17 protein-coding genes are annotated in these 26,265 nt (G+C 59.5%); 6 read left to right on the plus strand and 11 right to left on the minus strand.

Translation table 11 applies throughout. The features are described from left to right. The first annotated feature begins 15 nt into the window (after window positions 1-15). From N7V53_RS08605 to N7V53_RS08625, 5 genes are read left to right on the plus strand one after another with little or no spacing between them, the layout of a single operon-like run. Window positions 16-1,644, plus strand: coding sequence for an ABC transporter substrate-binding protein (locus N7V53_RS08605; protein WP_279793064.1), 1,629 nt, complete (start codon window positions 16-18; stop codon window positions 1,642-1,644). Continuing rightward, window positions 1,641-2,678 carry an ABC transporter permease gene (locus N7V53_RS08610; RefSeq protein ID WP_023478569.1) on the plus strand — a complete coding sequence of 346 codons (1,038 nt, stop codon included), beginning with the start codon at window positions 1,641-1,643 and terminating at the stop codon, window positions 2,676-2,678. The genes N7V53_RS08605 and N7V53_RS08610 overlap by 4 nt, the downstream gene beginning before the upstream one ends. Continuing rightward, a complete protein-coding gene (locus N7V53_RS08615; RefSeq protein WP_279793065.1) occupies window positions 2,675-3,580 on the plus strand; it encodes an ABC transporter permease in 906 nt (301 codons plus the stop codon). The genes N7V53_RS08610 and N7V53_RS08615 overlap by 4 nt, the downstream gene beginning before the upstream one ends. Then, window positions 3,552-4,415, plus strand: a complete 864-nt coding sequence (locus tag N7V53_RS08620; protein ID WP_023478564.1) for an ABC transporter ATP-binding protein — start codon at window positions 3,552-3,554, stop codon at window positions 4,413-4,415. Before N7V53_RS08615 ends, N7V53_RS08620 begins: the two co-directional genes overlap by 29 nt. A gap of 10 nt (window positions 4,416-4,425) precedes the next feature. After that, complete coding sequence (locus N7V53_RS08625; protein WP_042712809.1) at window positions 4,426-5,199, plus strand: ABC transporter ATP-binding protein; 774 nt, start codon at window positions 4,426-4,428, stop codon at window positions 5,197-5,199. 561 nt (window positions 5,200-5,760) lie between these two features. Here the strand turns inward: N7V53_RS08625 and yegS are convergent. The 10 genes from yegS to yegD all read right to left on the minus strand — a co-directional run bounded on the left by yegS (window position 5,761) and on the right by yegD (window position 21,695). After that, window positions 5,761-6,663: a lipid kinase YegS gene (gene yegS, locus N7V53_RS08630; RefSeq protein WP_279793066.1), complete on the minus strand. Its 903-nt coding sequence runs from the start codon at window positions 6,661-6,663 to the stop codon at window positions 5,761-5,763. 250 nt (window positions 6,664-6,913) lie between these two features. Then, complete coding sequence (gene yegQ / locus N7V53_RS08635) at window positions 6,914-8,275, minus strand: tRNA 5-hydroxyuridine modification protein YegQ (RefSeq protein ID WP_279793067.1); 1,362 nt, start codon at window positions 8,273-8,275, stop codon at window positions 6,914-6,916. A 117-nt stretch (window positions 8,276-8,392) separates the two neighbouring features. After that, a complete protein-coding gene (locus N7V53_RS08640; protein WP_279793068.1) occupies window positions 8,393-9,124 on the minus strand; it encodes a tetratricopeptide repeat protein in 732 nt (243 codons plus the stop codon). Between the two features lie 19 nt (window positions 9,125-9,143). Then, the gene (baeR, locus tag N7V53_RS08645) at window positions 9,144-9,866 is read right to left on the minus strand and encodes a two-component system response regulator BaeR (protein ID WP_023479172.1); all 723 of its coding nucleotides are present in this window, start codon (window positions 9,864-9,866) and stop codon (window positions 9,144-9,146) included. Further along, on the minus strand, window positions 9,863-11,335 hold the full coding sequence (gene baeS / locus N7V53_RS08650; RefSeq protein WP_279793069.1) for a two-component system sensor histidine kinase BaeS: 1,473 nt from the start codon (window positions 11,333-11,335) through the stop codon (window positions 9,863-9,865). Before baeS ends, baeR begins: the two co-directional genes overlap by 4 nt. Then, window positions 11,332-12,747, minus strand: coding sequence for an MFS transporter (locus N7V53_RS08655; RefSeq protein ID WP_023479162.1), 1,416 nt, complete (start codon window positions 12,745-12,747; stop codon window positions 11,332-11,334). The genes baeS and N7V53_RS08655 overlap by 4 nt, the downstream gene beginning before the upstream one ends. Further along, the gene (gene mdtC, locus N7V53_RS08660) at window positions 12,744-15,821 is read right to left on the minus strand and encodes a multidrug efflux RND transporter permease subunit MdtC (RefSeq protein ID WP_279793070.1); all 3,078 of its coding nucleotides are present in this window, start codon (window positions 15,819-15,821) and stop codon (window positions 12,744-12,746) included. The genes N7V53_RS08655 and mdtC overlap by 4 nt, the downstream gene beginning before the upstream one ends. Beyond that, window positions 15,822-18,944, minus strand: coding sequence for an MdtB/MuxB family multidrug efflux RND transporter permease subunit (locus N7V53_RS08665; RefSeq protein ID WP_279793071.1), 3,123 nt, complete (start codon window positions 18,942-18,944; stop codon window positions 15,822-15,824). Further along, a complete protein-coding gene (locus N7V53_RS08670) occupies window positions 18,944-20,167 on the minus strand; it encodes an MdtA/MuxA family multidrug efflux RND transporter periplasmic adaptor subunit (protein WP_279793072.1) in 1,224 nt (407 codons plus the stop codon). The genes N7V53_RS08665 and N7V53_RS08670 overlap by 1 nt, the downstream gene beginning before the upstream one ends. Window positions 20,168-20,342: 175 nt before the next feature. Continuing rightward, a complete protein-coding gene (yegD, locus tag N7V53_RS08675) occupies window positions 20,343-21,695 on the minus strand; it encodes a molecular chaperone (protein WP_124967858.1) in 1,353 nt (450 codons plus the stop codon). Between the two features lie 133 nt (window positions 21,696-21,828). On the opposite strand from yegD, the gene alkA reads away from it, so the two are divergent. Continuing rightward, window positions 21,829-22,674, plus strand: a complete 846-nt coding sequence (gene alkA, locus N7V53_RS08680; protein ID WP_279793073.1) for a DNA-3-methyladenine glycosylase 2 — start codon at window positions 21,829-21,831, stop codon at window positions 22,672-22,674. Between the two features lie 205 nt (window positions 22,675-22,879). On the opposite strand, the gene N7V53_RS08685 is transcribed toward alkA, so the two are convergent. Next, a complete protein-coding gene (locus tag N7V53_RS08685; protein WP_279793074.1) occupies window positions 22,880-26,209 on the minus strand; it encodes a diguanylate cyclase in 3,330 nt (1,109 codons plus the stop codon). Between the last annotated feature and the right edge of the window lie 56 nt (window positions 26,210-26,265).

Here is a 26,265-nt window from a genome sequence, read left to right on the forward strand (position 1 = left end):
ACAGGCGACAGATAGATGAAAAAAAACTCCCTCGCGGGCGTGTGCATACTCGCGCTCTCGTTGATGGTGGGCAGCGGCGCGGCAGAGGCAAAAACGCCGCCCGATCAGCTCATCATCGGCATGAACATGAACAACCTGCTGACCCTCGATCCGGCGGCGATGACCGGGAACGAAGTGGTCGGTATCGTGGTCAATCTCTACGACTCGCTGGTGGAACTGGACCCTAACGAGCTGACTAACGTAAAACCGGCGCTGGCAAAAAGCTGGAGCGTCAGCCCGGATGGCAAAAGCCTGACCTTTCATCTGCGCGACGACGTGAAATTTCACTCCGGCAACCCCTTAACCGCAGAGGATGTGGTCTGGTCGATGCGCAGGCTTTTGCACCTTAACCTTGCGCAGGCCTCGGTGTGGAAATCCTACGGTTTCAGTAAAAAGAATATCGACCAGCAGATCAGCGCCCCGGACGCCTATACGGTAAAAATTACCCTGCCCAAAGCTAACGATCCGCAGCTGGTGCTCTACTCGCTCGGTGCGCTGGGCAACCTTGGCGTGCTCGACAGTAAAACCGTGCAGGCCCATGCGGTGAATAACGACTGGGGCAACCGCTGGCTGACCACCAATGAAGCCGGCTCCGGGCCGTTTATGCTGGAGACCTGGCAGGCGAAAGATGTGCTGCGCATGAAGCGTAACCCGCACTACTGGCGCGAAGAGCCGAAGCTGAGTCGCGTGGTGCTGCGCCATTTTCAGGAGTCGCAGACTCTGCGTCTGATGCTGGCGAAAGGCGATCTCGATATTGCCAATAATATGGCGGTATCGGATATCAACGCGCTGCGAAAAGACCCGAATGTTACCGTCGAGGCGGTGCAGAAGGGCACGGTCTACTACGTGGCGATGAGCATGAAAGAGCCGCACTTCGCCAATGCAAAAGTGCGCGAAGCGGTGCGCTACCTGATTGATTACCAGGGCATCAACAATGCGCTGATGCCGGGTTACGGTGTGCTGCACCAGCGGCCGATTAAAGCGGGGATGCCGTCGACGCTGCCGGACCCCGGCTACCGGCTCGATATTCCGCGCGCCAAAAAGCTGCTGGCGGAAGCGGGCTACCCGCAGGGCTTTGACACCACGCTGCGCGTGCTGGCCGATCAGCCATTTCTCAATATCGCCATTGCCGTGCAGTCGACGCTGATGCAGGCCGGCATCAACGCCAAAATTATTACCGGCACCGGCAACCAAATTTACGGCGCGATGCGCGAGCGCAAGTTCGACATGCTGGTCGGGCGCGGCGGCAGCGGCGTCGAGCCGCACCCGCACTCCAGCCTGCGCGCGCTGGTCTATAACCCCGATAACAGCGACGAAGCCCGGCTGACCAACTTCCAGGGCTGGCGCACCAGTTTCTATGACAAACAGCTTAACGAGATGATCGACCAGGCCCTGCTGGAGCGCGATCCGAACAAACAGAAGGCGGATTATCAGCAAATTCAGGTGCGTTATGACCAGCTGATCCCGGCGCTGATCCCGCTGTCACAAATGGTCGATTCGGTAGTGGTGCGCAATGAGGTGAAAAACTTCCAGTCGCATCCGTCGGCAACCACCTTTCTGCGTGAAGTCTACAAACGCGACGGCGCTGAAGGAGATAAACCATGAGTATGCTACTGCTTGCCCCCGGCTCGCGGGCCAGGCGGGTCTCGACGCGACTGACCCAGGTGGCGATCACCCTGTTCGGATTGCTGCTGCTGACCTTCTTTATTGGCCGCGTGATGCCGGTCGATCCGGTACTGGCGATTGTCGGTCCCGATGCCGACCACAGTACTTATCAGCAGGTTTACCACCAGCTTGGCTTTGATCAGTCGTTGATGACGCAGTTTGGTATCTACCTTAACAACCTGCTGCACGGCAATCTGGGCAATGCGCTGCTGACCGGCAAACCGGTGCTGGACGATATTCTGCGCGTCTTCCCGGCAACGCTGGAGCTGGCGACTTTCGCCATTATTGTCGGTGCTGGCCTGGGCATTCCCCTTGGCGTGCTGGCGGCGGCACGGCGCAACAGCGTGGCCGATTACGTGGTACGCATCATCAGCCTGGCCGGTTACTCAACGCCGATTTTCTGGGTCGGCATGATGGGGCTGCTGCTGTTTTACGCCTGGCTCGGCTGGGTTGGCGGCGCCGGGCGGCTCGATCTCGGGCTTGATGGCCTGGTGCCGCGTCGCACTGGCTTGATTACCGTTGATGCGCTGCTGGCGGGCAATGGCCAGGTGTTCTGGAACGCGCTCAATCACTTGGTGCTGCCCGCTTCGCTGCTCGGCTTTCACTCGCTGGCCTACATCAGCCGTATGACGCGCAGCTTTATGCTGGCGCAGCTCTCGCAGGAGTTCATCATCACCGCACGGGTGAAAGGGCTGACCGAGCGGCAGGTGATCTGGAATCACGCTTTTCGCAACATCCTCGTTCAGCTGTTAACGGTGGTGGCGCTGGCCTACGGCTCGCTGCTGGAAGGGGCGGTGTTGATTGAAACGGTCTTCTCCTGGCCCGGTTTTGGCTCCTATCTCACCGGCAGCCTGCTGCTCGGCGATATGAATGCGGTGATGGGCTGCGTGCTGCTGGTAGGGGTGATCTTTGTGCTGCTGAACCTGCTCTCCGACATGCTTTATCAACTCTTTGATCCGAGGACGAAATCATGACGGTCTCATTTGATTCGCCTGTGTCAGCCGCCCGCCGCGAGCGCAGCCAGCGCATCAGGCGTGGCTTTGGGCGCACGGCGGGGTTTATTGGCAAAATGGCGCGCAACCCGCTCACCGCTATCGGCGGCAGTATTATCATGCTGCTGCTGATTGTGGCGATCTTCGCGCCGCTGATTGCCCCTTACCACCCGCTGGTGATGGATCTCAACAATGCCCTGAGCGCGCCGAGTGCCGCCCACTGGTTCGGCACCGATGAGTTCGGGCGCGATATCTTCAGCCGACTGGTCTATGGCTCGCGCATTACGCTCTATATCGTGCTGCTGGTCTCCGTCACCGTCGGCCCGCTCGGCCTGCTGCTCGGCGTTACCGCCGGTTACTTTGGCGGCAAAGTCGATATGGTGCTGATGCGCGTCACCGATATCTTTATCTCCTTTCCGAGCCTGGTGCTGGCGCTGGCGTTTGTCGCCGCCCTCGGTCCTGGCCTTGAGCATGTGGTCATTGCCATTACGCTCACCGCCTGGCCGCCAATTGCGCGGCTGGCGCGGGCGGAAACCCTGTCGCTGCGCCAGGCGGATTTTATCTCGGCGGTGCGGTTGCAGGGCGCTTCGCCAGTGCGCGTGCTGTGGCGGCACATTGTTCCGCTCTGCCTGCCGTCGGTGATTATCCGTATCACCATGAATATGGCGGGCATCATTCTCACCGCCGCCGGGCTGGGTTTTCTCGGCCTCGGCGCGCAGCCGCCGGATCCGGAGTGGGGCGCGATGATCTCCAGCGGGCGCACCTACATGATGGAGTGCTGGTGGGTAGTGACCATTCCGGGGCTGGCGATTTTGATCAACAGCCTGGCGTTCAACTTCTTAGGAGACGGCTTACGTGACATCCTCGATCCCCGCAGCGAATAACTCACCGCTTCTCGATGTGCGCAACCTGCACGTTGATTTCGTCAACGCAGGCGCGATCACTCACGCGGTGCGCGGCGTCTCTTTTACGCTCGGTCAGGAGAAGCTGGCGATTGTCGGCGAATCCGGCTCCGGTAAATCCACCGTCGGGCGCGCGCTGCTGCGCCTGCACCCGGCGAAAGCGCGGATCACCGCCGAGCGCATGCAGTTTGGCGATATCGATCTGCAACAGGTCACCGAGGCGCAGATGCGCCAGGTGCGCGGCAAACGTATCTCGATGATTATGCAGGACCCGAAATACTCTCTGAACCCGGTGGTGTGCGTCGGCGATCAGATTGCCGAAGCCTGGCTGACTCACCATCCGGGGCAGAAAAAGGCGGCGAAAGCCAAAGTGCTGGAGATGCTCGATGTGGTACGTATTCGCCAGCCGGAGCGGGTCTATCACCTCTATCCTCACGAGATTTCCGGCGGCCAGGGGCAGCGCATTATGATCGCCATGATGCTGATCACCGACCCGGAACTGGTGATTGCCGATGAACCGACCTCCGCACTCGATGTGTCGGTGCGTTTGCAGGTGCTGGGGCTGCTGGACGATCTGGTTAAATCGCGCGGGCTGGGGCTGATTTTTATCAGCCACGATATCAACCTGGTGCGCAGCTTCTGCGATCGCGTGCTGGTGATGTATGCCGGGCGCGTGGTGGAGTCGATTGCCGCCAAAGATCTCGATAATGCGCAGCACCCCTATACGCAAGGGTTGATTCACGCCCTGCCGGAAATTCATAACCGCCGACCGGTGTTGCCAGTGTTGCAGCGTCAGGCCAGCTGGCTGGGCGAGTGAGGAGAGCCATATGATTACTGTAAATCACCTGAACCTGGCGTTTGGCGACGGGGAGAAGCGCAACCAGGTGCTGAGTGATGTGACCTTTGCCGTGCAGCCGGGAGAGATTTATGGCCTGGTGGGCGAGTCGGGATCGGGCAAAACCACGGTGCTGAAGTGCCTGGCGGGGCTGTTTACCCACTGGGAGGGCGAGCTGGCGATTAACGATCAGCGGCTGGAGAAGCGCCTCAGTCGGCCGCGCTGCCGACTGGTGCAGATGGTGTTTCAGGATCCCTACGGTTCGCTGCATCCGCGCCATACCATCGGCGATATTCTCGAAGAGCCGCTGCAAATCCACGGCATTAACGATCGCGATCGGCGCATCAACACGCTGCTGGATAAAGTCGGCTTAAGCCGCGCCTTTCGCGAGCGCTATCCGCATCAGCTCTCCGGTGGACAGCGTCAGCGCGTGGCGATTGCCCGGGCGCTGATTCTCGAGCCGCGCGTGCTGCTGCTTGATGAGCCGACCTCGGCGCTGGATGTCTCGGTGCAAGCGGAGATCCTCAACCTGCTGGCGGCGCTGCATCAGGAGTCGCAGTTAACCTATTTGATGGTGACGCACGATTTGGGGGTTATAGCCCATCTCTGCCAGAAGGTGGCGGTGATGCAGCATGGTAAAATCCTTGAAACCTTAACGGTGGATGCGCTGGTCAGCGGCGCGGCGCAAACGGATTATACGCGGATGCTGGTGAATGCCAGCCAGCAATATAGCCGCGAGATGGCGCGAGAGGTAGCGGCGTATTAAGCACCGATTTGCCGGGATATAACGCTGCTTATCCGGCCGACGGGTACAGGGGTGCTGAAACGGCGTAGGCCTGATAAGCGTAGCGCCATCAGGCATTATCACCGCGGCACCATTGCCGGATGGCGCGTTACACGCTTATCCGGCCTACAAAAGCGAGCCCACAGCGACACCGACTTTGTTTTTATCTGCAATATGACAGCGAGAGGTTGTGTCCCCGCTGAAATCGGCGAACCGAAGCGTGAATGATAAGGTCTGGACGCCATGGATGGCGGACAGAGGCGAACCGAGGCATGGAGCGAGTCCGTAGGGGCGAGCAAGCCGAGTCGAGCCGGCCGCAGTCAGGCACGCGGGAGGTGAGCGCAGTGCGCAGCACCGATTTCCTCGCGGGGCCGCGGGGATTGACAAGGGGAGCGCGGCCGCTTCCCTTGTCCCGTTCACCGCATAAGAGATGAATGAAACTCCCGAACGCATGGTGAACGGAACCATTCCACCAATCCAGCCCCATTGCCGGATGGCGCGTAAACGCTTATCCGGCCTACGGTTTAGGTTCACCGATAAAACTTATTTTAATAACGGGCAATCCGGTGGCAGGCGGCACTGCAACGCATTGGGGAGCACTTCCATACGGAAATGCTCGCCGCGCAGCGGTTCGCCGTCGAGGTTAAAGGTCATTTCATGGGGGGCGGTGATCTCAAACCACGCCGAGTGACCATCGATAATATGCGGATTATCCTCCTCCTGCTGCGTCAGCGTAGTGAAGAGGGCGGGGATAATCTCTTCCCCGGTAAAAATCCGCAGCTGCAACTGCCCGTCATTGATCAGCGCCTCCGGGCAGAGCTGCTGACCGCCGCCAGCCTGGCGACCATTACCAATCCCGATCACCAGAGCGTCACCCTCCCAGTGAAAATCCTCGCCGCGAATCACGCAATGGTCAGATTTCAGCATATCCATGCGCATCAGGCCGTGGATCAGATAGGAGACGCCGCCGAGCGCGGCTTTCAGTTTTTCCGGCGTTTCGCTGGTGATGCGCGTACCGAAACCGCCCGTCGCCATATTGATAAAGCAGGTTTCGTTATTCACTTTCGCAATATCAATCGGCACCGCTTTACCGACAATCGCCAGCTGTAGCGCCTTATCCAGCGCTTCGGGGATGGCAGTACTGGTGGCGAAATCATTGGCGGTACCAAGCGGCAGAATACCCAGCACCGGTTTACTCTCTCCCTGGCAGTTAACCAGCGCGGTCGCCACTTCATTGATGGTGCCGTCGCCGCCGCCAGCAATCACCGTCGCGACGCCAAGCTGCTGCGCTTCTGCAACATAGCGTGCGGCATCGCCTTTTTCCCAGGTGACGCGCACCTGAATATCCATACCTTCATCGCGCAGCAAATTTATCGCTTCGCGCAGCGGCTCGTCACCGGCGCTTTTGCCGTTAAGGATCAATAAGCTTGTGGGAAATGTACTCATTCTCTTCGTCCTGACAAAAAATCCATGACGAAAGTGTATCTCAGGAAAAGCGAAGGCGTGGAAAAAGCAGATAAAGGGAGAAAAAATAAGCCTGCGTAAGGGAGATTACGCAGGCTAAGGAGGTGGTTCCTGGTACAGCCAGCATTTATGGGTTATGTTTTTTCAGCGGAGTGCATAATAACCGCATTAAACGTGGCGGTGTGTGATCCGATTCTAAGAATCTTCGCAGCGTAAAAATAACCCCGCTAAATTACTTTCCGTGCGGGTTTCTGGTTGTCTGACCAGTGAAATTACGCATCAACAGCGCGTACTCCAGAGGCATATCCTGGGGAACCGGCAACCATACGGTATAACCATCTCCCGGCGCCACAGACATCGCTTCGCCTTTGCCGCTCTCCATCAGCTCCAGCGTAAAGTTGACGTTGCCCTGCGGCGTCATCAGTTCGAGGCTGTCGCCAACGGAGAACTTATTTTTCACCCGCACCGCCGCGAGATCGCCTTTGCGCTCGCCGGTAAACTCGCCAACAAACTGCTGGCGCTCAGAGAGCGAGTAGCCGTAGTCATAATTCTGGTAATCATCATGAGTATGACGACGCAGGAAGCCTTCGGTATAGCCGCGGTGCGCCAGCCCTTCCAGCGTCTCCAGCAGCGAGGTGTCGAACGGTTTACCCGCTGCGGCATCGTCAATCGCTTTGCGGTAGACCTGCGCAGTGCGCGCGCAGTAGTAGAAGGATTTGGTGCGGCCTTCGATTTTCAGCGAGTGCACGCCCATCTGCGTCAGGCGCTCAACGTGGGCAATCGCGCGCAGATCTTTTGAGTTCATGATGTAGGTGCCATGCTCATCTTCAAAGGCGGTCATGTACTCGCCCGGACGCTGCGCCTCTTCAATCATAAACACCTTATCGGTCGGCGCGCCAACGCCGAGGGTCGGCTCAACATTTTGTACCGGGATCGGCTCGTGAACATGCACGATATTACCGACCGCGTCCTCTTTCCCTTCCTGGACGTTATACTCCCAGCGGCAGGCGTTGGTGCAGGTGCCCTGGTTCGGATCGCGTTTGTTGATATAGCCCGACAGCAGGCAGCGGCCGGAGTAGGCCATGCACAGCGCGCCGTGAACGAAGATCTCCAGCTCCATCTCCGGCACCTGGGCGCGGATTTCGGCAATCTCTTCCAGCGACAGCTCGCGGGAAAGGATTACGCGCGTCAGCCCCATCTGTTGCCAGAACTTCACCGTCGCCCAGTTAACGGCATTCGCCTGCACCGAGAGGTGAATTGGCATCTGCGGGAAGTGTTCACGAACCATCATGATAAGCCCCGGATCGGACATAATCAGCGCATCCGGCCCCATCTCCACCACCGGTTGCAGATCGCGGATAAAGGTTTTCAGCTTGGCGTTATGCGGCGCGATATTCACCACCACGTAGAACTGCTTACCCAGCGCGTGGGCTTCGTTAATGCCGATCTGCAGATTTTCGTGATTGAATTCGTTATTACGCACGCGCAGCGAGTAGCGCGGCTGGCCTGCGTAAACGGCGTCCGCGCCGTAAGCGAAAGCGTAACGCATATTTTTCAGCGTTCCCGCCGGGGAGAGAAGTTCCGGTTTAAACATGATGATCTCATTCTGATGACAGGTCAGATCGCCCCATTCTCATGGGGCGGCAGGGGAGTTCCCCTGAATTTAGGGCGGGAATTGTAGCGCTGCGCGCCAGGGGAGTAAACCGGCGTCTCAGTTGACGCGCAGATAGGTACCGTCGGCGCTGACGTTATGACCAAAAGCGCAGTTGTCGATGTTGTCGGTCTTCATAGAGAGACTTTTTCCATCCGGCGAAAGCGCCAGCGAAATCTTACAGGTAGTGCCTAAATCCGAAATGACGATATCGCCTTTACCCTCTTTCAGCGTCACTTTTTCACTGAACTCGCCGATATTCGGCCCGGAGTAGAGCCCCATCAGACCGTAGTAGGCGCCCTCCCAGTCAGCTTTATAGGTGTCGTTGCCCTGCGATGTCAGCTTCAGGATCTGGAAATCACTACGTCCGGAATATTGCCAGTACTCACCGGCAGGGGAGGTCGGCTTCGGCAGCGCGTCCAGCTTGTCCTGGATGCGCGACAGGTTATATTTCGACTTCTCGTCATCTGGCATGATGGTCAGCCACGCCTGCGCTTTGCGGTATTCGCCCTGGCGGATCCAGGTCAGCGCGACGTTATTGTAGGCGGTGGCGATCAGCACATCATTGGGATCATTCTTGCCAAACTCGCACTGCTCAAGCCACGCCGCCTGCTGCTCAAAAGCTTCACGCGCTTTCGGGTAGTTTTTCGCTTTATAGAACTTATCGCCCTGTTTTGCGTAGCTGCTGATTTTGGCGCAGTCAGCCTTAATTTGCGCTTCGGTAATCTCTGCCTGGCAACCGAAGGCCGCGAACATCAGCGCCAGCGCGCCGTAGGTATATTTCCTCACCATCCCATCCTTATAAAAAGAGTTACGCCAGTTTGCAGGCGTCCGCCTCCCAGCGATAGCCGACGCCGTAGACCGCGCGAATAAAGGATTGCTCCTCGTCCAGCGCTTCCAGTTTGCGACGCAGGTTTTTGATATGACTATCGATAGTGCGGTCGGTCACCACGCGGTAGTCATCATACAGATGATTGAGTAATTGTTCGCGCGAGAAAACTTTACCCGGTTCGCTGGAGAGGGTTTTCAGCAGGCGGAATTCGGCGGGGGTCAAATCGAGCAGCTTGCTGTGCCAGCTCGCCTGGAAGCGACCTTCATCGACAATCAGCGGGCTTTCGGCATCAAGCTGCTGCAATTCGCGCTGCGGTTTACAGCGGCGCAAAATGGTCTTCACCCGCGCCACCACTTCACGCGGGCTGTAGGGTTTGCAGATGTAGTCATCGGCCCCGATCTCCAGCCCCAGCAGGCGGTCGATCTCTTCGATCTTGGCGGTCACCATCACAATCGGCACATTGCAGAAGCGGCGAATTTCGCGGCACAGCGTCAAGCCATCCACGCCCGGCAGCATCAGGTCGAGCAGGATCAGATCCGGCGGTGTCTGGCGCACGTAACTGAGCACCTGATCGCCATGGCTAATCAGCGAAGGCGCATAACTTGCCGCGCGCAGATAGTCGATCAGCAGTTGTCCAAGCTTCGGTTCATCTTCGACGATCAGGATGCGCGGCGTGTTTTCATCAATAGGTAACTCTGTCATACATCTCTCGATTTTTCGCGTTCAAGCGGAAGTTCAACTGTAATGCTAACCCCGCCAAATGGCGAGTGCGCCGCATGGATAGCGCCACCGTGCGCCTCCACAATATTCAGACAGATTGCCAGCCCCAGCCCGGAGCCACCGCTGGCGCGGTTGCGCGAGCCTTCCGTGCGGTAGAAGCGCTCAAACAGGCGCTGTAACTGCTCGTCGCTCACTCCAGGCCCGCTGTCGGCAAAGCGCAGCAGCAGAGTGTTATCGCGCGGGATAAGCTGGATAAGCGTTCGCCCGCCGCTGTCGGTGTAGCGCAGGCTGTTCTCCAGCAGATTATTAAACAGTTGCATTAAGCGATGGGGATCGCCAAACACCGTCGCGCTCTCCGGCAACTCCAGCGATAGCGTCAAATTGCGGCTGGCGAAGCGTTCACGAAACGCGCCAGCGGCTATCTCCACCAGCGAGACGGCATCCACCGATTTTTTCTGATAGGCCAGCGCGCCCTCATCGGACATCGACAGCTGATGCAGATCGTCCACCAGCTTGGTAAGCGTGGCGACCTCGGCCTGCAACGAGGTGACCGACTCAGGCGTGAACTGCCGCACGCCATCCTGAATCGCCTCCAGCTCGCCGCGCAGCACCGCCAGCGGCGTGCGCAACTCATGGGAGATATCGGCCATAAAGTCGCGGCGCATCTGCTGGTTCTTCTCAAGGGTGCTGGCAAGCTGGTTAAAGTCCTGCGCCAGCCTGCCAATCTCATCCTGGCTGCCCGGTTTCACGCGGGTAGAAAAGTCGCCCGAGGCGAGTTTATGGGTGCCGTCCACCAGCCGTTTCACCGGGGCCAGCAGCCCGCGCGCCAGCGGGAAGGTGGCGATGGCGGCCAGCAGTGTGGCGAGACCGACAATCACCCAGCTGGTGCGCCGCTGCTGGCGGTCAAAGTTGATATCGGTATTGCGCGTCAGCTTTTTCACCGGCGAGGCGATCACCCAGCCGACGGTGGCATTATTCACTTTGATCTCGCGCTGCGTGCCATCCACCGGCACCGGCGAGTGCGGGCCAACCAGCACCCGTTTTTGCTGATCCAGTACCCAGAAGCGGGTGCGCCAGCCGTGGGGCGGCATATCCGGGCGATCCGGCGGGCCTGCGTCCTCTTGCGGACCAGGGCCGCGCCCGCGATCGGGGCCGCCGGGGCCAGGACGGCCGTCATCATGCTCATTTTCCCGGTCAAAGGAGCGCAGGATCTGGAAAATCATCCGGTCATTGTGGCGCAGAAACTGCCAGTCGCCGTGCTGGGTATACTGCTCCGCGAGCGTATCCGTCAGCATCTGCAAGCGCAGGTCGTTGCCGCGCTTGATGTAGTTCATAAAGTCATGCTCGAAGCTGATGCGCACCGCCCAGTGGGTAGCGAACAGTAGCAGAATGCAGGTGGTGAGAATGGCGAGAAAGAGTTTGGCCGTGATCCCCGGCCGCCAGAACCTCATGATGTTCTCCTGTTGCGACGGGCAATCACCGCATTTTGGCTGGCGTCATCGGGCACGCGGGCAAAAAGGGCCGCCGGCAGTGCAATAATCACCGCCATCGTCAGATAGGTATAAAGAAAGACTTCGTGCGCCACGCCGCTGTCCGCCGAGAGATGCTGCTGACCGAAGAGGCCGAGTAGCAGACCGGCGACGCTGACGCCAATACTCATCGAGAGCTGCATAATCATCGACAGCATACTGTTACCGCCGCTTGCCAGCTCATCGGGCAGATCCTTCAGCGTCAGGGTGTTCATCGACGAGAAGCGCATCGAGTTAATCATCCCCTGGCAGAAGAGCACCACCGGCAGCAGGTAATACCAGCCAAGCAGCGCCGTCGCCATAAACAGCAGGCTGACCAGCGCGAGGCCAATAGTTGAGGCGACCAGCACGCGGCGATAGCCAAAGCGGTTAACCACCTGCACAACAATACGCTTCATCCCCATGCTGCCGAGCACCATCGGGATCATCATCAGCCCGGCGTGAAACGGCGAAAAGCCGAGGCCAATCTGCAAAAAGACCGGCGTCATAAAGGGCAGCATGCCGCTGCCGATACGCCCGGCGAAGCTCCCCGCCAGCCCCAGCGAAAAGCTGCGGGTGCGGAAGAGACGCAAATTAAACAGCGCCCGGTCATTACCTCTCGCGTGCAGCAGGTAGAAGAGGATCGCCGCCGCCCCAACTGCCACCAGACCGCCCAACTGCCAGAGCGTCAGGCCAAGGCCGCGGCTGCCGTCGAGGGCCAGCGTCAGCGTCGCCATGCCGCCCGCCAGCAGCACAAAACCGGAGAAATCAAAGCGACGGGTTTGCAGGGTGTAGTTCGGCATCAGGCTCAGGGTGGCAATCGCGCCAATAATGCCCACCGGCAGGTTAATCAGGAAGATCCAGTGCCAGGAAGCGTACTCCACCAGAATACCGCCGAGCGCCGGGCCGAGCAGCGGGCCGACCTGGCCTGGCAGCGTCACAAAGGTCATCGCCGCCATATAGTGGGTGCGCGGCACGATCTTCATCACCGTTAAGCGCCCGACCGGCACCATCATCGCGCCGCCAAAACCTTGCAGCACGCGCGCGAGGATCAGCTGATCGAGCGTGGCGGCCAGCGCACAAAATAGCGATCCGGCAGTAAAGAGCACAATCGCCACGCAGAAGATATTGCGCACGCCAACCCGGTCGGCCAGCCAGCCGCTGGCAGGCAGCATCACGGCAACGGTCAGCACATAGGAGACCACCACCATATGCATATGCAGCGGGCTCTCGCCGAGGCTTGCCGCCATCGAGGGGAGGGCGGTGTTAACAATGGTGGTATCCAGCGACTGCATAAAGAAGCCAAAGGCGACTATCCATAACTGCCAACGGATCTGTTTCGGTAACTCATTCATTCACTTACGGGCTCTCTCACTTTGCGACTAAACCGCGCGCGCAGACGATCAAAGAAGAGGTAGACCACCGGCGTGGTATAGAGCGTCAGCAGCTGGCTCATCACCAGCCCGCCGACAATGGTGATACCGAGCGGCTGGCGCAACTCGGAGCCATCTCCGCTGGAGATCACCAGCGGCAGGGCACCAAACAGCGCCGCCAGGGTGGTCATCATAATCGGGCGGAAACGCAGCAGGCAGGCCTGGAAAATCGCCTCTTCGGCGCTCAGTTGCCCCTGGCGCTGCGCTTCAAGGGCGAAGTCGACCATCATAATGGCGTTTTTCTTCACAATCCCGATAAGCAGCATAATACCAATCAGCGCGATCAGGCTAAACGGCGCGCCAAACAGCTCCAGCGCCAGCAGTGCGCCAACGCCCGCCGACGGCAGGGTCGAGAGAATGGTCAGCGGGTGAACATAGCTCTCATAGAGAATGCCAAGCACGATATAGACCGTGGCGATGGCGGCGAGGATCAGGATCACCTGCGAGTTCATCGTCTCCTGGAACACCTGCGCGGTGCCGGCAAAACTGCCGCGCACGCTGCTAGGCACGCCAAGCTGCGTCATGGTGCGGTCAATCGCCTCGCTGGCCTGCGAGAGCGAAACACCCGCCGGCAGGTTAAAGGCAATGGTTGAGGCCGCCGACAACCCCTGGTGGTTAACCGACAGCGGCGCATTCGCCGGTTGCCAGTGGGCAAAGTAGGAGAGGGGAATCGACGCGCCCGCATCGTTGATGATGTACATCTTATCCAACGCGCTGACATCCTGGGTGTAGCGCGGGTCGACCTCCATCACCACTTTGTACTGGTTAAGCGGCTGGTAGATGGTGGAGATCTGCCGCTGACCGAAGGCGTTATTCAGCAGGCTGTTCGCCGCCTGCACGCTGATGCCAAGGCGGGTCATGGTTTCCCGGTCGTAGACCAGGTTCATCTCCGCGCCATTATCCTGCTGATCCGAGTTGACATCCGCCAGCTCCGGCAGCGCCGCAAACGCTTTGCGGATCTTCGGCTCCCACTCGCGCAGGTCGCTTAAGGAATCCGACAGCAGCGCAAACTGATAGCTGGCATTGGCCTGGCGGCCGCCGACGCGAATATCCTGCACCGCCATCAAAAAGAGGCTCGCGCCCGGCTCTTTTGCCAGCTTACTGCGCAGGCGGTCAATCACCTCCTGCGCTGTGGCGTGGCGCTGGTCGCGCGATTTGAGGGTGATAAACATCATCCCGCTATTCACCCGCGAGCCGCCGGTAAAGCCAGTGACGTTATCCACCGCCGGGTCCTCACGGATAATCTGCATAAAGTCCTGCAGCTTGCCGCGCATCGCCTGGAAGGAGATGCTCTGATCCGCCTGGATACCGCCCATCAGCACGCCGGTATCCTGCTCCGGGAAGAAGGTTTTCGGAATCGAGATATAGAGCCAGATATTGAGCGCGATGGTGCTGAGCAGCACCACGCCAACCAGCCGGGCGTGGTTAAGCACCCATTTCAGCGAGCGGGCATACTGCTGCTGGATGCGGGTTAGCAGGCGGCCAACGCCTCTCTCCCGCGTGCGGCTACGCGGCTTATGGGCTTTGAGCAACCAGCCGCACATCATTGGCGTCAGGGTGAGTGAAATTAGCAGCGAAATGCCAATCGCCACCGACAGCGTGACGGCAAATTCGCGCAGCAAGCGTCCCGGCAGCCCGGCCATCAGCAGCAGCGGCAGGAACACCGCCACCAGCGACAGGCTCATCGAGAGCACCGTAAAGCCCACTTCCCGCGTCCCTTGCAGCGCCGCCTGTAACGGCTTCATTCCCGCTTCGAGATGGCGGGAGATATTCTCCAGCACCACAATCGCGTCATCGACCACAAAGCCGGTGGCGATGGTCAGCGCCATTAATGACAGATTGTTAAGGCTAAAGCCGCACAGATACATGGCGGCAAAGGTGCCAACCAGCGACACCGGCACGGCGACCGCCGGAATAAAGGTCGCCCGACCTGAACGCAGAAAGAGGAACACTACCAGAATCACCAGCGCGACGGAGATCACCAGCGTCTGCTCCACTTCCTCCAGCGAGGCGCGAATGGTTGGCGAGCGATCCTGAGCGATTTGCAGATCGATGGCGGCAGGAATGGTCTTTTGCAACTCCGGCAGGCGGGCGCGAATGCTGTCCACCGTCTGGATAATATTGGCTTCCGGCAGTTTACGAACCATCAGCAAAATCGCCGGTTTGGCGTTGGTCATCCCGGCGTTGCGCACATCCTGCACCGAGTCGGTGACCGTGGCGACATCGCTTAAGCGTACTGCGGCACCATTTTTATGGTGAATAATCAGCGGCTGGTACTCCGCCGCCGTTTTTAACTCATCATTGGTCTGCACCTGCCAGCGGTGTGCGCCATCCTCCAGCGCCCCCTGCGGTTTGCGCACGTTGGCGTTGCTGATGGCCGTGCGCACCGCATCAAGCGACACGCCCTGGTTAAACAGCGCCTGTGGGTTGAGATCGACACGCACGGCGGGCAGGGAGCTGCCGCCGACATCGACATCGCCGACGCCGTCGATTTGCGACAGGGTTTGCGCCAGTTGCGTTGAGGCAAAGTCATACAGCTCACCCTGGGAGTAAGTGTCCGAGGTGAGGGTGAGGATCATGATTGGCGCAGCGGAGGGGTTCGCTTTGCGATAGGTCGGGCGGCTCGGCATGCCGCTCGGCAGCAGGCTCTGCGCGGCATTGATCGCCGCCTGCACATCGCGCGCCGCGCCGTTGATATCGCGGTCGAAATTGAACTCAAGAATAATGCGCGTACTGCCAAGCGAGCTGGAGGAGGTCATCTCGCTCACTCCGGCAATGCGCCCCAGCGAGCGCTCAAGCGGCGTAGCGACCGACGAGGCCATGGTCTCCGGCGAAGCACCGGGCAGCGAGGCGCTGACCATGATCACCGGAAAATCGACCTGCGGCAGCGGGGCGACTGGCAGCAGCCGGAAGCCGAGAATGCCGCACAGGGTGATGGCGAGCGAAATCAGGATCGTCGCCACCGGGCGGTAAATGAAGAGGGCGAAAAACTTCACTTACGCCTCCTCTTCACGCTGCGGAAAACGCTTTTTCGCCGCCAGCGCCAGGCGGTCGAAGAGCAGATAGATCACCGGCGTGGTAAACAGCGTCAGCACCTGGCTCACCAGCAGGCCGCCGACCATGCCGATCCCCAGCGGGCGACGCAGCTCTGCGCCAACGCCGGTGCTAAGCATCAGCGGCAGTGCGCCGAGCAGCGCCGCCAGCGTGGTCATCAGGATCGGGCGAAAACGCAGCAGGCAGGCCTGGAAAATGGCATCGCGCGGCGACATGCCCGCCTCGCGCTCGGCGGCGAGGGCGAAGTCGATCATCATGATGGCGTTCTTCTTCACAATGCCGATCAGCAGGATGATGCCGATAATGGCGATCACATCCAGCTCGCTGCCGGAAATCATCAGCGCCAGCAGCGCGCCGACGCCCGCCGTTGGCAGCGTCGAGAGGATGGTTATCGGGTGGATAAAGCTCTCATACAGCACGCCGAGTACGATATACATCGCCGCAATCGCCGCGACAATCAGCCAGATGGTGCTGCCGAGCGCCGCCTGGAACGCCAGCGTGCTGCCCTGGAATTCAGTGCGGATATCGGTCGGGAAGTGGAGATTTTTTTCGCTCTCCTGCACCGCGTCGACCGCATCGCCCAGCGAGTAACCGTCGGCGACGTTAAAGGAGATGGTAGTCGACGGGAACTGATCGAGATGGTTGATGCTGAGCGGCGCAAAGCGCTGCTCGATTTTGGCAATCGACGACAGCGGCACCACGCCGCCGTCGCTGCTGGCCAGGCGAATATTATCCAGCCCGGCCAGGCCCGGCGTCTGCGTGGTGTCATGCTCCAGCACCACCCGGTACTGGTTCGCCTGAGTGTAGATGGTGGAGATCAGGCGCTGACCAAAGGCGTTGTAGAGCGCGTTATCGACATCCGCCATGCTGATACCGAGGCGGCTGGCGCTGTCGCGATCCACATTGACGTAGGCCACCAGCCCTTTGTCCTGCCAGTCGCTGCTGACATCCGCCAGCTGCGGCATCGCTTGCAACTTACTCACCAGCTGCGGCACCCAGGTGCTGAGCGCGTCGAGAGAGTTGGCCTGTAGGGTGAACTGGTACTGGGTGCGGCTGACGGTAGTGTCGATGGTGAGATCCTGCGTCGGCTGCAGATAGAGCGACATGCCGGGCACATTGCCCGCCGCCTGCTGCAAACGCTCAATCACCGGCTGGACGCGATCGTCGCGCTCTTCCAGCGGTTTCAGGTTGATCTGCAACCGTGCGCTGTTAAGAGAGGGGTTCGTACCGTCGACGCCGACGAAAGCGGTAAGGCTCTCAACGGCCGGATCGCGCAGAATAATATCCGCCACCTGGCGCTGGCGCTCCGCCATGCTGGCAAAGGAGGCGGATTGCGGTGCCTGCAACGTGCCCTGAATAATGCCGTTGTCCTGGATCGGGAAGAAGCCTTTCGGAATAAAGATCCACAGCATCACCGACAGCAGCAGCGTGCCGAGGGCGACGCCAAGCGTCAGCCACGGGTGATTAAGCACGCGGCTCAGCAGACGGCCGTAACCGGCAATCACCCGCTCAAAGAAGCGCTCCGAGGCGCGGGAGAAGCGGTTCTGCTTGCGCAGGGATTCCGCGCTCAGCATGCGGGCGCACATCATCGGCGTTAAGGTGAGCGACACCACGGCGGAAATCAGAATGGCAATCGCCAGCGTGACGGCAAACTCGCGGAACAGCCGCCCGACGATATCGCCCATAAACAGCAGCGGGATCAGCACCGCAATCAGCGAGAAGGTGAGCGAGATGATGGTAAAGCCGATCTCGCCTGCGCCTTTCAGCGCTGCATTCAGCGGTTTTTCCCCTTTTTCGATATAGCGCGAGATGTTTTCGATCACCACAATCGCGTCATCGACGACAAAGCCGGTGGCGATAGTGAGCGCCATCAGCGTCAGGTTATTGATGGAGAAATCGAGAAATACCATCGCCGCAAAGGTGCCAATCAATGACAGCGGCACCGCAACGGCGGGAATAATTGTCGCCGGAATATTGCGCAAAAAGAGGTAGATAATCATCACCACCAGCGCAATCGCCAGCATCAGCTCAGACTGCGTATCACTTACCGAGGCGCGGATATTGTTGGTGCGATCCGAGAGCACTTTCACGCTGACGGATTTCGGCAGGCTCTCAGTCAGCTGCGGCAGCAGGGCATGGATATTATCAGCGGTATCGATAATATTGGCGCCCGGCTGGCGCTGCACATTCATCACAATCGCCTGCTGCTTGTTCGCCCATGCGCCGAGCCAGCTGTTCTCTGCACCCTGTTCAACGGTGGCGATGTCGCCTAAGCGGATCGGCGCGCCGTTCTGGTAAGCGATAATCAGCTTGCGATACTCCTCGGCGGACTGCATCTGGTCATTGGCTGAGAGCGTGACGGCGCGGGTCGGGCCATCGAGGCTACCCTTCGCTGAGTTGACGTTAGCGTTGCTGATGGCGGTGCGCACGGTTTCACTGGTTAACCCCAGGCCGGCAATCGCCTGCGCGTTAAGTTTGACGCGCACTGCCGGACGCTGGCCGCCGGAGAGCGTTACCAGCCCGACGCCGGAGACCTGGGAGATCTTCTGCGCCACGCGCGTTTCCACCATATCCTCCACCCGCGTCATCGGCATGGCGGAAGAGGTGACCGCCAGCGTCATAATCGGCGGGTCGGCGGGGTTCACTTTGTTGTAGACCGGTGGGTTCGGCAAGTCCGAAGGCAGCAGGCTGTTGGCGGCGTTCATTGCCGCCTGCACCTCCTGCTCGGCGACATCCAGCGGCAGGCTCAGCTGGAATTGCAGCGTAACCACCGAGGCACCGCCGGAGCTCTGCGAAGACATCTGCTTTAAGCCCGACATCTGGCCAAACTGGCGCTCAAGCGGCGCGGTAATGGCAGAAGTCACCACATCCGGGCTGGCGCCAGGGTAGAGCGTTACCACCTGAATGGTGGGGTAATCCACTTCCGGCAGCGCGGAAACGGGCAGGAAGCGGTAGCCGATGATCCCGGCCAGCAGGATCGCCACCATCAACAGCGTGGTGGCGACCGGACGCAAAATAAACAGACGCGAAGGGCCACCCGTCCGGCCCGGCGGTAACAGCTGCATCAGCCTTGTGCTCCTTTCGCCGGACGTTCACGCTTCGCGGGCAGGGTTTCCGCCTTGCTGGCGTCAACCACTTCGACCTGCGCGCCCTCTGTCAGGCGGTCGATACCGTCGGTGACGACGCGATCGCCCGCCGATAACCCGGCGCTAATCACCACTTTCTGGCTGTCCTGAATACCCGGCGTCACCGTGTGTTTGCTGACCTTGTTCTTATCGTTCAGCACCCAGACGAAGTTGCCTTCATTACCCATTTGCAGCGCCGCGGCGGGGATCACCACCGCATCCTGCTGGGTGGCGACCAGCATGCGGGCGTTAACAAACTGATTCGGGAAGAGGGCGTCCTCCTCGTTGTCGAAACGCGCTTTCAGCTTGATGGTGCCGGTGGTGGCGTCAATCTGGTTATCCAGGCTCAACAACGTGCCGCTGCTGAGCTTCTGTTTATTGGTGCGATCCCACGCCTCCACTACCAGTTTCTGCCCATTCTTCTGTGCCTGCACCACGGTGGCGATGTCGCTCTCTGGCAGAGTAAAGATGAGATCGATCGGGTGGGTTTGCGTCAGCACTACAATGCCGGTGGTATCGCTGCTGCTAATCTGGTTGCCGACATCGACCTGTTTCAGGCCGACGCGTCCGCTAACCGGCGCGGTGATGCGGCTCCACTCCAGCTGTAGTTGCGCGCTGGCAACGGAGGCTTCATCCGCTTTAACGGTGCCTTCGGATTCACTGACCAGCGCCTGCTGAGCGTCAAGATCCTGGCGTGAGACGAGGCTGGTTTTCGCCAGTTGCTGATAGCGGGCAAGATCGCGGCGGGCGTTGGCAAGGGTTGCTTTATCTTTCGCCAGCTGGCCCTGCGCCTGCGCCAGCGCGACGTTGAACTCGCTGGGATCGATCTCCGCCAGCAGATCGCCAGCATTCACCTGTTGCCCCTCCTGGAAATGGATCGCCTTAAGCTGACCCGAGACGCGGCTGCGCACGGTAACGGTATTCGCCGCGGTGATGGTGCCGAGGCCGGAGAGATAGCGCGGAACGGATTCGCTGGTGGCGGTGGCCGCCTGCACCGGCGGCAGCGCGCCGCGCATGCCGTGACGTCCGCCGCCCGCAGGCGCTTGTTGTCCGCTTGCCGTGGTGGTTGAGGCGCTGTGCGCAAAATAGTACCAGGCCGCACCAGCCAGTGCGATGACCAGTGCCGCGACAACGGTGCGGCGAAAAGTGACTCGTCCTTTCATCGTTATAGGTATCTCTTTAAATCGAATGGCGAAGTAATAGTAGTGTAGTCACCCTGAAGCGCAGAAAAATGGAGGAAAAATGAAACACTGTCTGGAAACGTAGTCACGACAGATAATTTGCGTTAGGGAGATTTTGTAGCAGAAAGCATGCCGGGTGAAGCCACCCGGCAGATAATCAACGGAAGACAACCTGCGCCCAGCGCGCCAGCCCGGCGGTCACCGAGCCGAAGTCATCACCACCGGCAATGGTGATGCCGGGCAGCGTTTCCGCCAGCGCTTTTTTGATAATCGGTGAACGGGCGCTGCCGCCGGTTAAGTAGATCACATCCGGCGTCTCATTACTGGTTGCCAGCGCCAGCTGCACCTGCTCAATAATGCGCTGTAACGGCTGGTTAAGGGCATTTTCCAGCCCCTGCTGATCGATGGCGGTGGCGAGGCTGTCGCTGATAAATGGCAGCGAGGCGGTCACCTGCTGCGTGTCGGAGAGGGCGATTTTGCTCTCTTCCGCGCTGCGCACCAGCCGGTAGCCGAGGCGCTGCTTCCACACTTTCACCAGCAGAGCCACCTTCTCGGCGTCGCGCGCATCGCGCAGCAGGTCGTTTAATAGACGACCGTTTGCCGTGCTGTAAAACTCCGTCTGGGCAGGAACATCGTTGATCGCCACCGCGTTCCACCACGGCAGGATCGGCAGCGCAATGCCTTTTTCCGTCTGTCCGCCCATGCCGAGCAGCGGCATCAGGTTTTTGAACGCCAGCGCGATGTCGAGATCGTTCCCGCCAACGCGGCAGCCGCTGTGGCCGAGCAGGCTGGCGCTGCGATCCGCTTTCTCGCGCCACTGCGGGCCCATAAGGATCAGCGAGCAGTCGGTGGTACCGCCGCCGATGTCGACCACCAGCACGCGCTTCTCTTCATTTAATGTCGCTTCAAAATCGAGCCCGGCAGCGACCGGTTCGAACTGGAACACTACCTCTTCGAAGCCTGCGCGCGTGGCGGCGCGCTCAAGGATGCCCTGCGCCTGGGCGTTAGCCTCATCACCGCCGAGCCCCTGGAAGTTGATCGGTCGGCCAATCACCGCCTGGCGAATCGTCTCCGGCAACTGGCTCTCTGCCTGCTTGCGAATATGCAGCATCATGGCGCAGACCAGATCCTCAAACAGCGCGATCTGCTGCGGCTTCAGGCCGCTGGCACCGAGAAACGACTTCGGCGATTTGACGAAGTAGACCTCTTCCGGATCGCTCACATACTGACGCAGCGAGGCGAGGCCGAACTGGACGCTGGCGGCGTTGACTTCAATATCCTCTTCGCGGTTGAAGCTCACCGCCCGGCGCAGCAGCGCCTGGGTTTCACTCCCCGTTGCCGGAACCTGATGGTGGCGATAGAGCCACTCGCTTACCGCTTCGCGCGTCGGCGCGCAGAGCATCGACGGCAGTAAGGTACTGTTATTTTCCATGGTCAGCAGCTGTGGCGCGTTATCGCGCATCACCGCTACCGAGCAGTTTGCCGTACCGTAGTCAAAACCAATAAACACCGTGCAATCCCCATGCCTGTGAAGAAGGGGGGCGACTTTAGCCGAATGCGTGCAGGGCGACAACCGGAATATGAAAGCAAGGCGAAAATTCCCTGAGTTGTTATGCTTTTAGCATTATCAGCGGGGAGATGGTATGTACACACTGCACTGGCAGCCGCCCTATGACTGGGCGTGGATGTTAAGTTTCTTGGGCGCGCGCGCCGTCGCGGGCGTGGAAGTGGTGAGCGAGACGCGCTATGTGCGCTCGTATGCCTTTGGTGCTCATCGCGGAATTATCACCGCCGAGCCGGATGAGGCGAGCGCGACGCTGAAGGTCACCTTAAGTGAGGGGCTTGAGCCGATTGCCGAACACTGTTTGCAGCGGCTGGAGAGGCTGTTTGATCTCTCTTGCGAGCCGGAGCGTATTAATACGAGGCTTGGCGATCTCGCCGCCGCGCGCCCTGGCCTGCGGCTGCCCGGTTCAGTCGATCCGTTTGAGCAGGCGGTGCGCGCGGTGCTCGGGCAACTGGTGAGCGTGGCGATGGCGGCAAAGCTGACGGCGAAAGTCGCGCATCGTTATGGCGATGTGATGGATGAAGCACCGGGTTTTATCACCTTTCCCACCGCACAGCAGATTGCCGCCGCCGATGCACAGGTGCTGAAAAGCCTGGGGATGCCGCTAAAACGCGCCCAGGCGCTGATTACCCTTGCCGAAGCTGCCTGCGACGGCACCTTTCCGCTGCAAAAGCCGGACGATGTGGAGCAGGGGGTAAAAGCGCTGCTGAATTATCCGGGGATCGGGCGCTGGACGGCGAACTACTTTGCGCTGCGCGGCTGGCAGGCGAAAGATATCTTCTTACCGGACGATTATGCGATTAAGCAGCGTTTCGCCGGGATGACGCCCGCGCAAACGCGCCGTTATGCCGAGCGCTGGCAGCCTTTTCGCTCTTATGCGCTGTTGCATATCTGGTTTACGCAGGGCTGGTCGCCCGAGCAGTAATGCAATGCCCGATGGCGCTGCGCTTATCGGGCCTACGGGAGGCATGGTTGCGGTGCTGGTGCCCGATGGCGCTTCGCTTATCGGGCCTACGGAAAGTCCGGCGCTAATGCCTGATGGCGCTGCGCTTATCAGGCCTACGAGAAGTGTGCATAAGGTTACGGGGCAGGTTTTGTAGGCCGGATAAGGCGTAGCCGCCATCCGGCAGTTAGTTGATGGCGAAATAACTGGTGTTGAGCATCAAATCTAGCGGGTGCGCCTGGGAGATGGTATCGCCATAGATCAGGTCAATGCCGATCCCGGAGAGGGTATCCATCATCATCGGTTGATGCGTCGGCCCGGCGATGCTCTTCAGCCCAAGGCGCTGCGCATGCCCCTGGATAATGGTCACCATCATCTCATCCATCAAATTGCCGTGCACATTGGAGACCAGCTCCGGCTCCAGCAGCAGATAATCAGCCATATGCGGCGTAATGTGTTCGAAAACATCGAGATCGTGGCCGACGCGGCTGAGGATAATGCGACACCCTGCATGGCGCAGACGTCTGAGGTTTTCAAGCCGGGTATGGCCTTCGCGCACCAGCGCATCTGCCGGGATCACCAGATGCAGCAGACGCCCCGGCATCGGGCCGCTCTCAAGCATCGATAACAGCTCATCCACCAGGCTACTGCTTGCCAGACCGTGCACGGAGAGGGGCAGGGCGACGCCCAACCCTTTGGCGGTGATGGCGGCGGCATGCTTGTTGAAAAACTCATGGAAGACTCGCTGGTCGAGGGCGCGAATCAGCTCCGGCTCGTGGAGACCGGCGCGAAACGCGTGCTCCTCCATCACTTCGCCTTCGCTGGTCCACAAGCGCAGGGAGAGCAGCCAGAAGTTACACGCTTCCGGCACCCGCGGCGAAGCGACGCCGCGCGCAATCATCAGCAGATGGTTCTCTTTAATGATGCGCCACTGCTCCTCCAGCGACATCATTGAGCGCTCATGCTGCATCAGGCCCTGCTTCGGTTCATAAACCGTCACCCGGCCGCGCCCGCTATGCTTTGAGGCGTAACAGGCGATATCTGCCTGCGACATCACTTCGGAAGCCTGATAGTTATACTCATCGATGATGGTGATCCCGGCACTGGCGCCGATACGGTGCTCGCGACCCTCCCAGCTGAAGCGATAATCATTGATCGCTTCAATCATACGACCGGCGATATAACGCGCGCTTTCGACATTACACTCCGGCAGCAGCAGGCCAAACTCATCGCCGCCCAGGCGGGCAAGAATATCCGTTGAGCGCAGCAGGCTGAGCATTAGCGTCGAGATTTCACGTAGCAGCGTATCGCCGGCGGCATGCCCGGCGCTATCGTTAACCGCTTTAAAGCGGTCGAGATCGATAAACACCAGCGCATGCCGTTGATGGTACTCCTGCACCGTCGACAGCAGGCGTTTCAGATTCGCCTCGAAGCTGACGCGGTTCGCCAGATGGGTGAGGGCATCGTGCGAGGCGCTGTAGCTCAGCTGGCGCAGCATTTTGCGCGACTCGGTCACATCCTGGATAACCAGTACTGAGCCGATATTCTGCCCGTCGAGAGTGCTGAGTGGGGTAATGGTGTAGTGAATATCGAAGCTGCCGCCCGCGCGGCAGTGCAGCACCACATCCTGTTCGATATCCGTGCGTGACATATCGCCACTGTGAATATTTTCCAGTACCGGACCGCTATCACCAAAGGTGATGTGCAGCACCTTCAGCAGAGGCTGACCCATGGCGCTCTCTTGCGACCAGCCGCTCATCTTCTCGGCGACCGGGTTCATAAAGGTGACTTTCATTTCGACATCGGTACAGAGCACCGCTTCGCCGATGGAGTCGAGGGTAATGTGCAGCCGCTCCTTCTCCTGGTAAAGCGCCTCGTTAAGTTGCTTTACCTCCGTCATATCCATACTGACGCCGAGCAGCCGTTCGACCTCGCCCTGCTTATTGAGCACGCGGTTTGCCAGCGAGCGAATATGGCGGATGCCATCTTTCACGGCAATGCGGAACTCAAGCTTGAACGCGATGCGTGACGCCAGCGCGTCACGGATCACCCGCTCGGTTTCCGGCCGGTCTTCCGGCACAATACGTTCGTACCACAGCTGCCAGGTTGGTTTGAGATGCGCAGGCACTTCATACATCTCGAACATCCGTTTATCCCAGCTGATGATGTCTGGCTCCAGCTCCCACTCCCAGATACCGATACCGCCCGCTTCGTTAGCGAGGGTAATGCGCTCCATTAACCGTTTGTTGACCCATTCGGTCTGCTTCAGATCGTTAATATCTTCAACCTGGGCAATAAAGTAGAGCGGAGTGCCGTTGGCGTGACGCACCACCGAGACGGCCAGTAGCCCCCAGACCAGATCACCGTTGCGCGTGTAGTAGCGTTTTTCCATCGAATAGCTGGCAATTTCGCCGCGCGTTAGCTGCTGCAACTGCGCCATATCCCGCGCCAGATCTTCCGGCCAGGTGAGCTGCTGGAAGGTCATCAGACGCAGCTCCTCCTGGCTGTAGCCGAGAAACTGGCACAGAGCTTTGTTAGCCTGTAGCCACTGGCCCTCGGTACCGACCAGCGCCATACCGATGGCTGAATACTCCATGGCGTTACGAAAACGCGCCTCGCTCTCAATGATGTGCTTGCGCTCGGTGCGAAAGGCGTACATCACCATGGTCATGACGTGCACCGGCAGAAGGATCATCAGAAACGGCAGCCACGGCGCGTTTATCATCACGCCGCTTTTCGAGGAGCTCACGACGTTGGGATCGATAGCGATCACCAGCGATGCCACCATCACCGTCGCGAGATAAATTAAGAACGCCTCCATGCGCGGCAGGCGTACCGCGCTCCACATCAGCAGCACAATCACGGCGGTAAAGGGCCACGGCAGATAGTGCAGCGCCAGCCAGCTCAGCGTCAGCGTCAGGCCAAGAGTAACCAGCGTTTCCAGCAGGAGTTTCGGGTTACGGTGGCGCAGCAGGTAGTGGGGTTTAAAGAGCAGACCGAGCGGCACCAGCGCCAGCGCACCAATCGCTTCCGACAACATCCAGATAATAAAGGTGCGCAGCAGGTTATCCGTCGGTACCAGCAAACAAATCAGCACCCCGCCAATCAGCGGCGGTATCAGCACGCTGCCAATGACAAGGCGTATCCAGTCGGCAAGATTTTTAAGCGGATTATAAGAAGGCAGCAGTTTGCGCAGCAGGATCGCGCCTGCGACGGCTTCAACGATATTGACCAGCGGGTAGCGAAGATCAACAAAAGAGGGTGAAAAGAGCGTGATGGTGGCGGCGATGTTGCCAAGCGCGTAGGCGAGAGCAATGCCCGGCCACATCTTGCCAGCATGGCGGTAAAAGGCCACGGTCATGATCGCGGTGGGGAACCAGAGCGGCGCAATAATGGTGCCAAATCGAATCAGCTCAAGGGAGAAGAGCGTGAAGATAAAGGAGAGCAGTCCAAGACTTATTAGCCGCAGCACGGGATGTGGTGTGGTAACCAAAACGTGTTGGTATTGTTTTTTCATTACCGCTTTATCCGCAACCCTGTGCCGTCCGACACGGCGGCCGACGAATGAAATGA

The organism is Kosakonia sp. HypNH10 (assembly GCF_029850615.1).
Taxonomy (GTDB): Bacteria; Pseudomonadota; Gammaproteobacteria; order Enterobacterales; family Enterobacteriaceae; genus Kosakonia; species Kosakonia cowanii.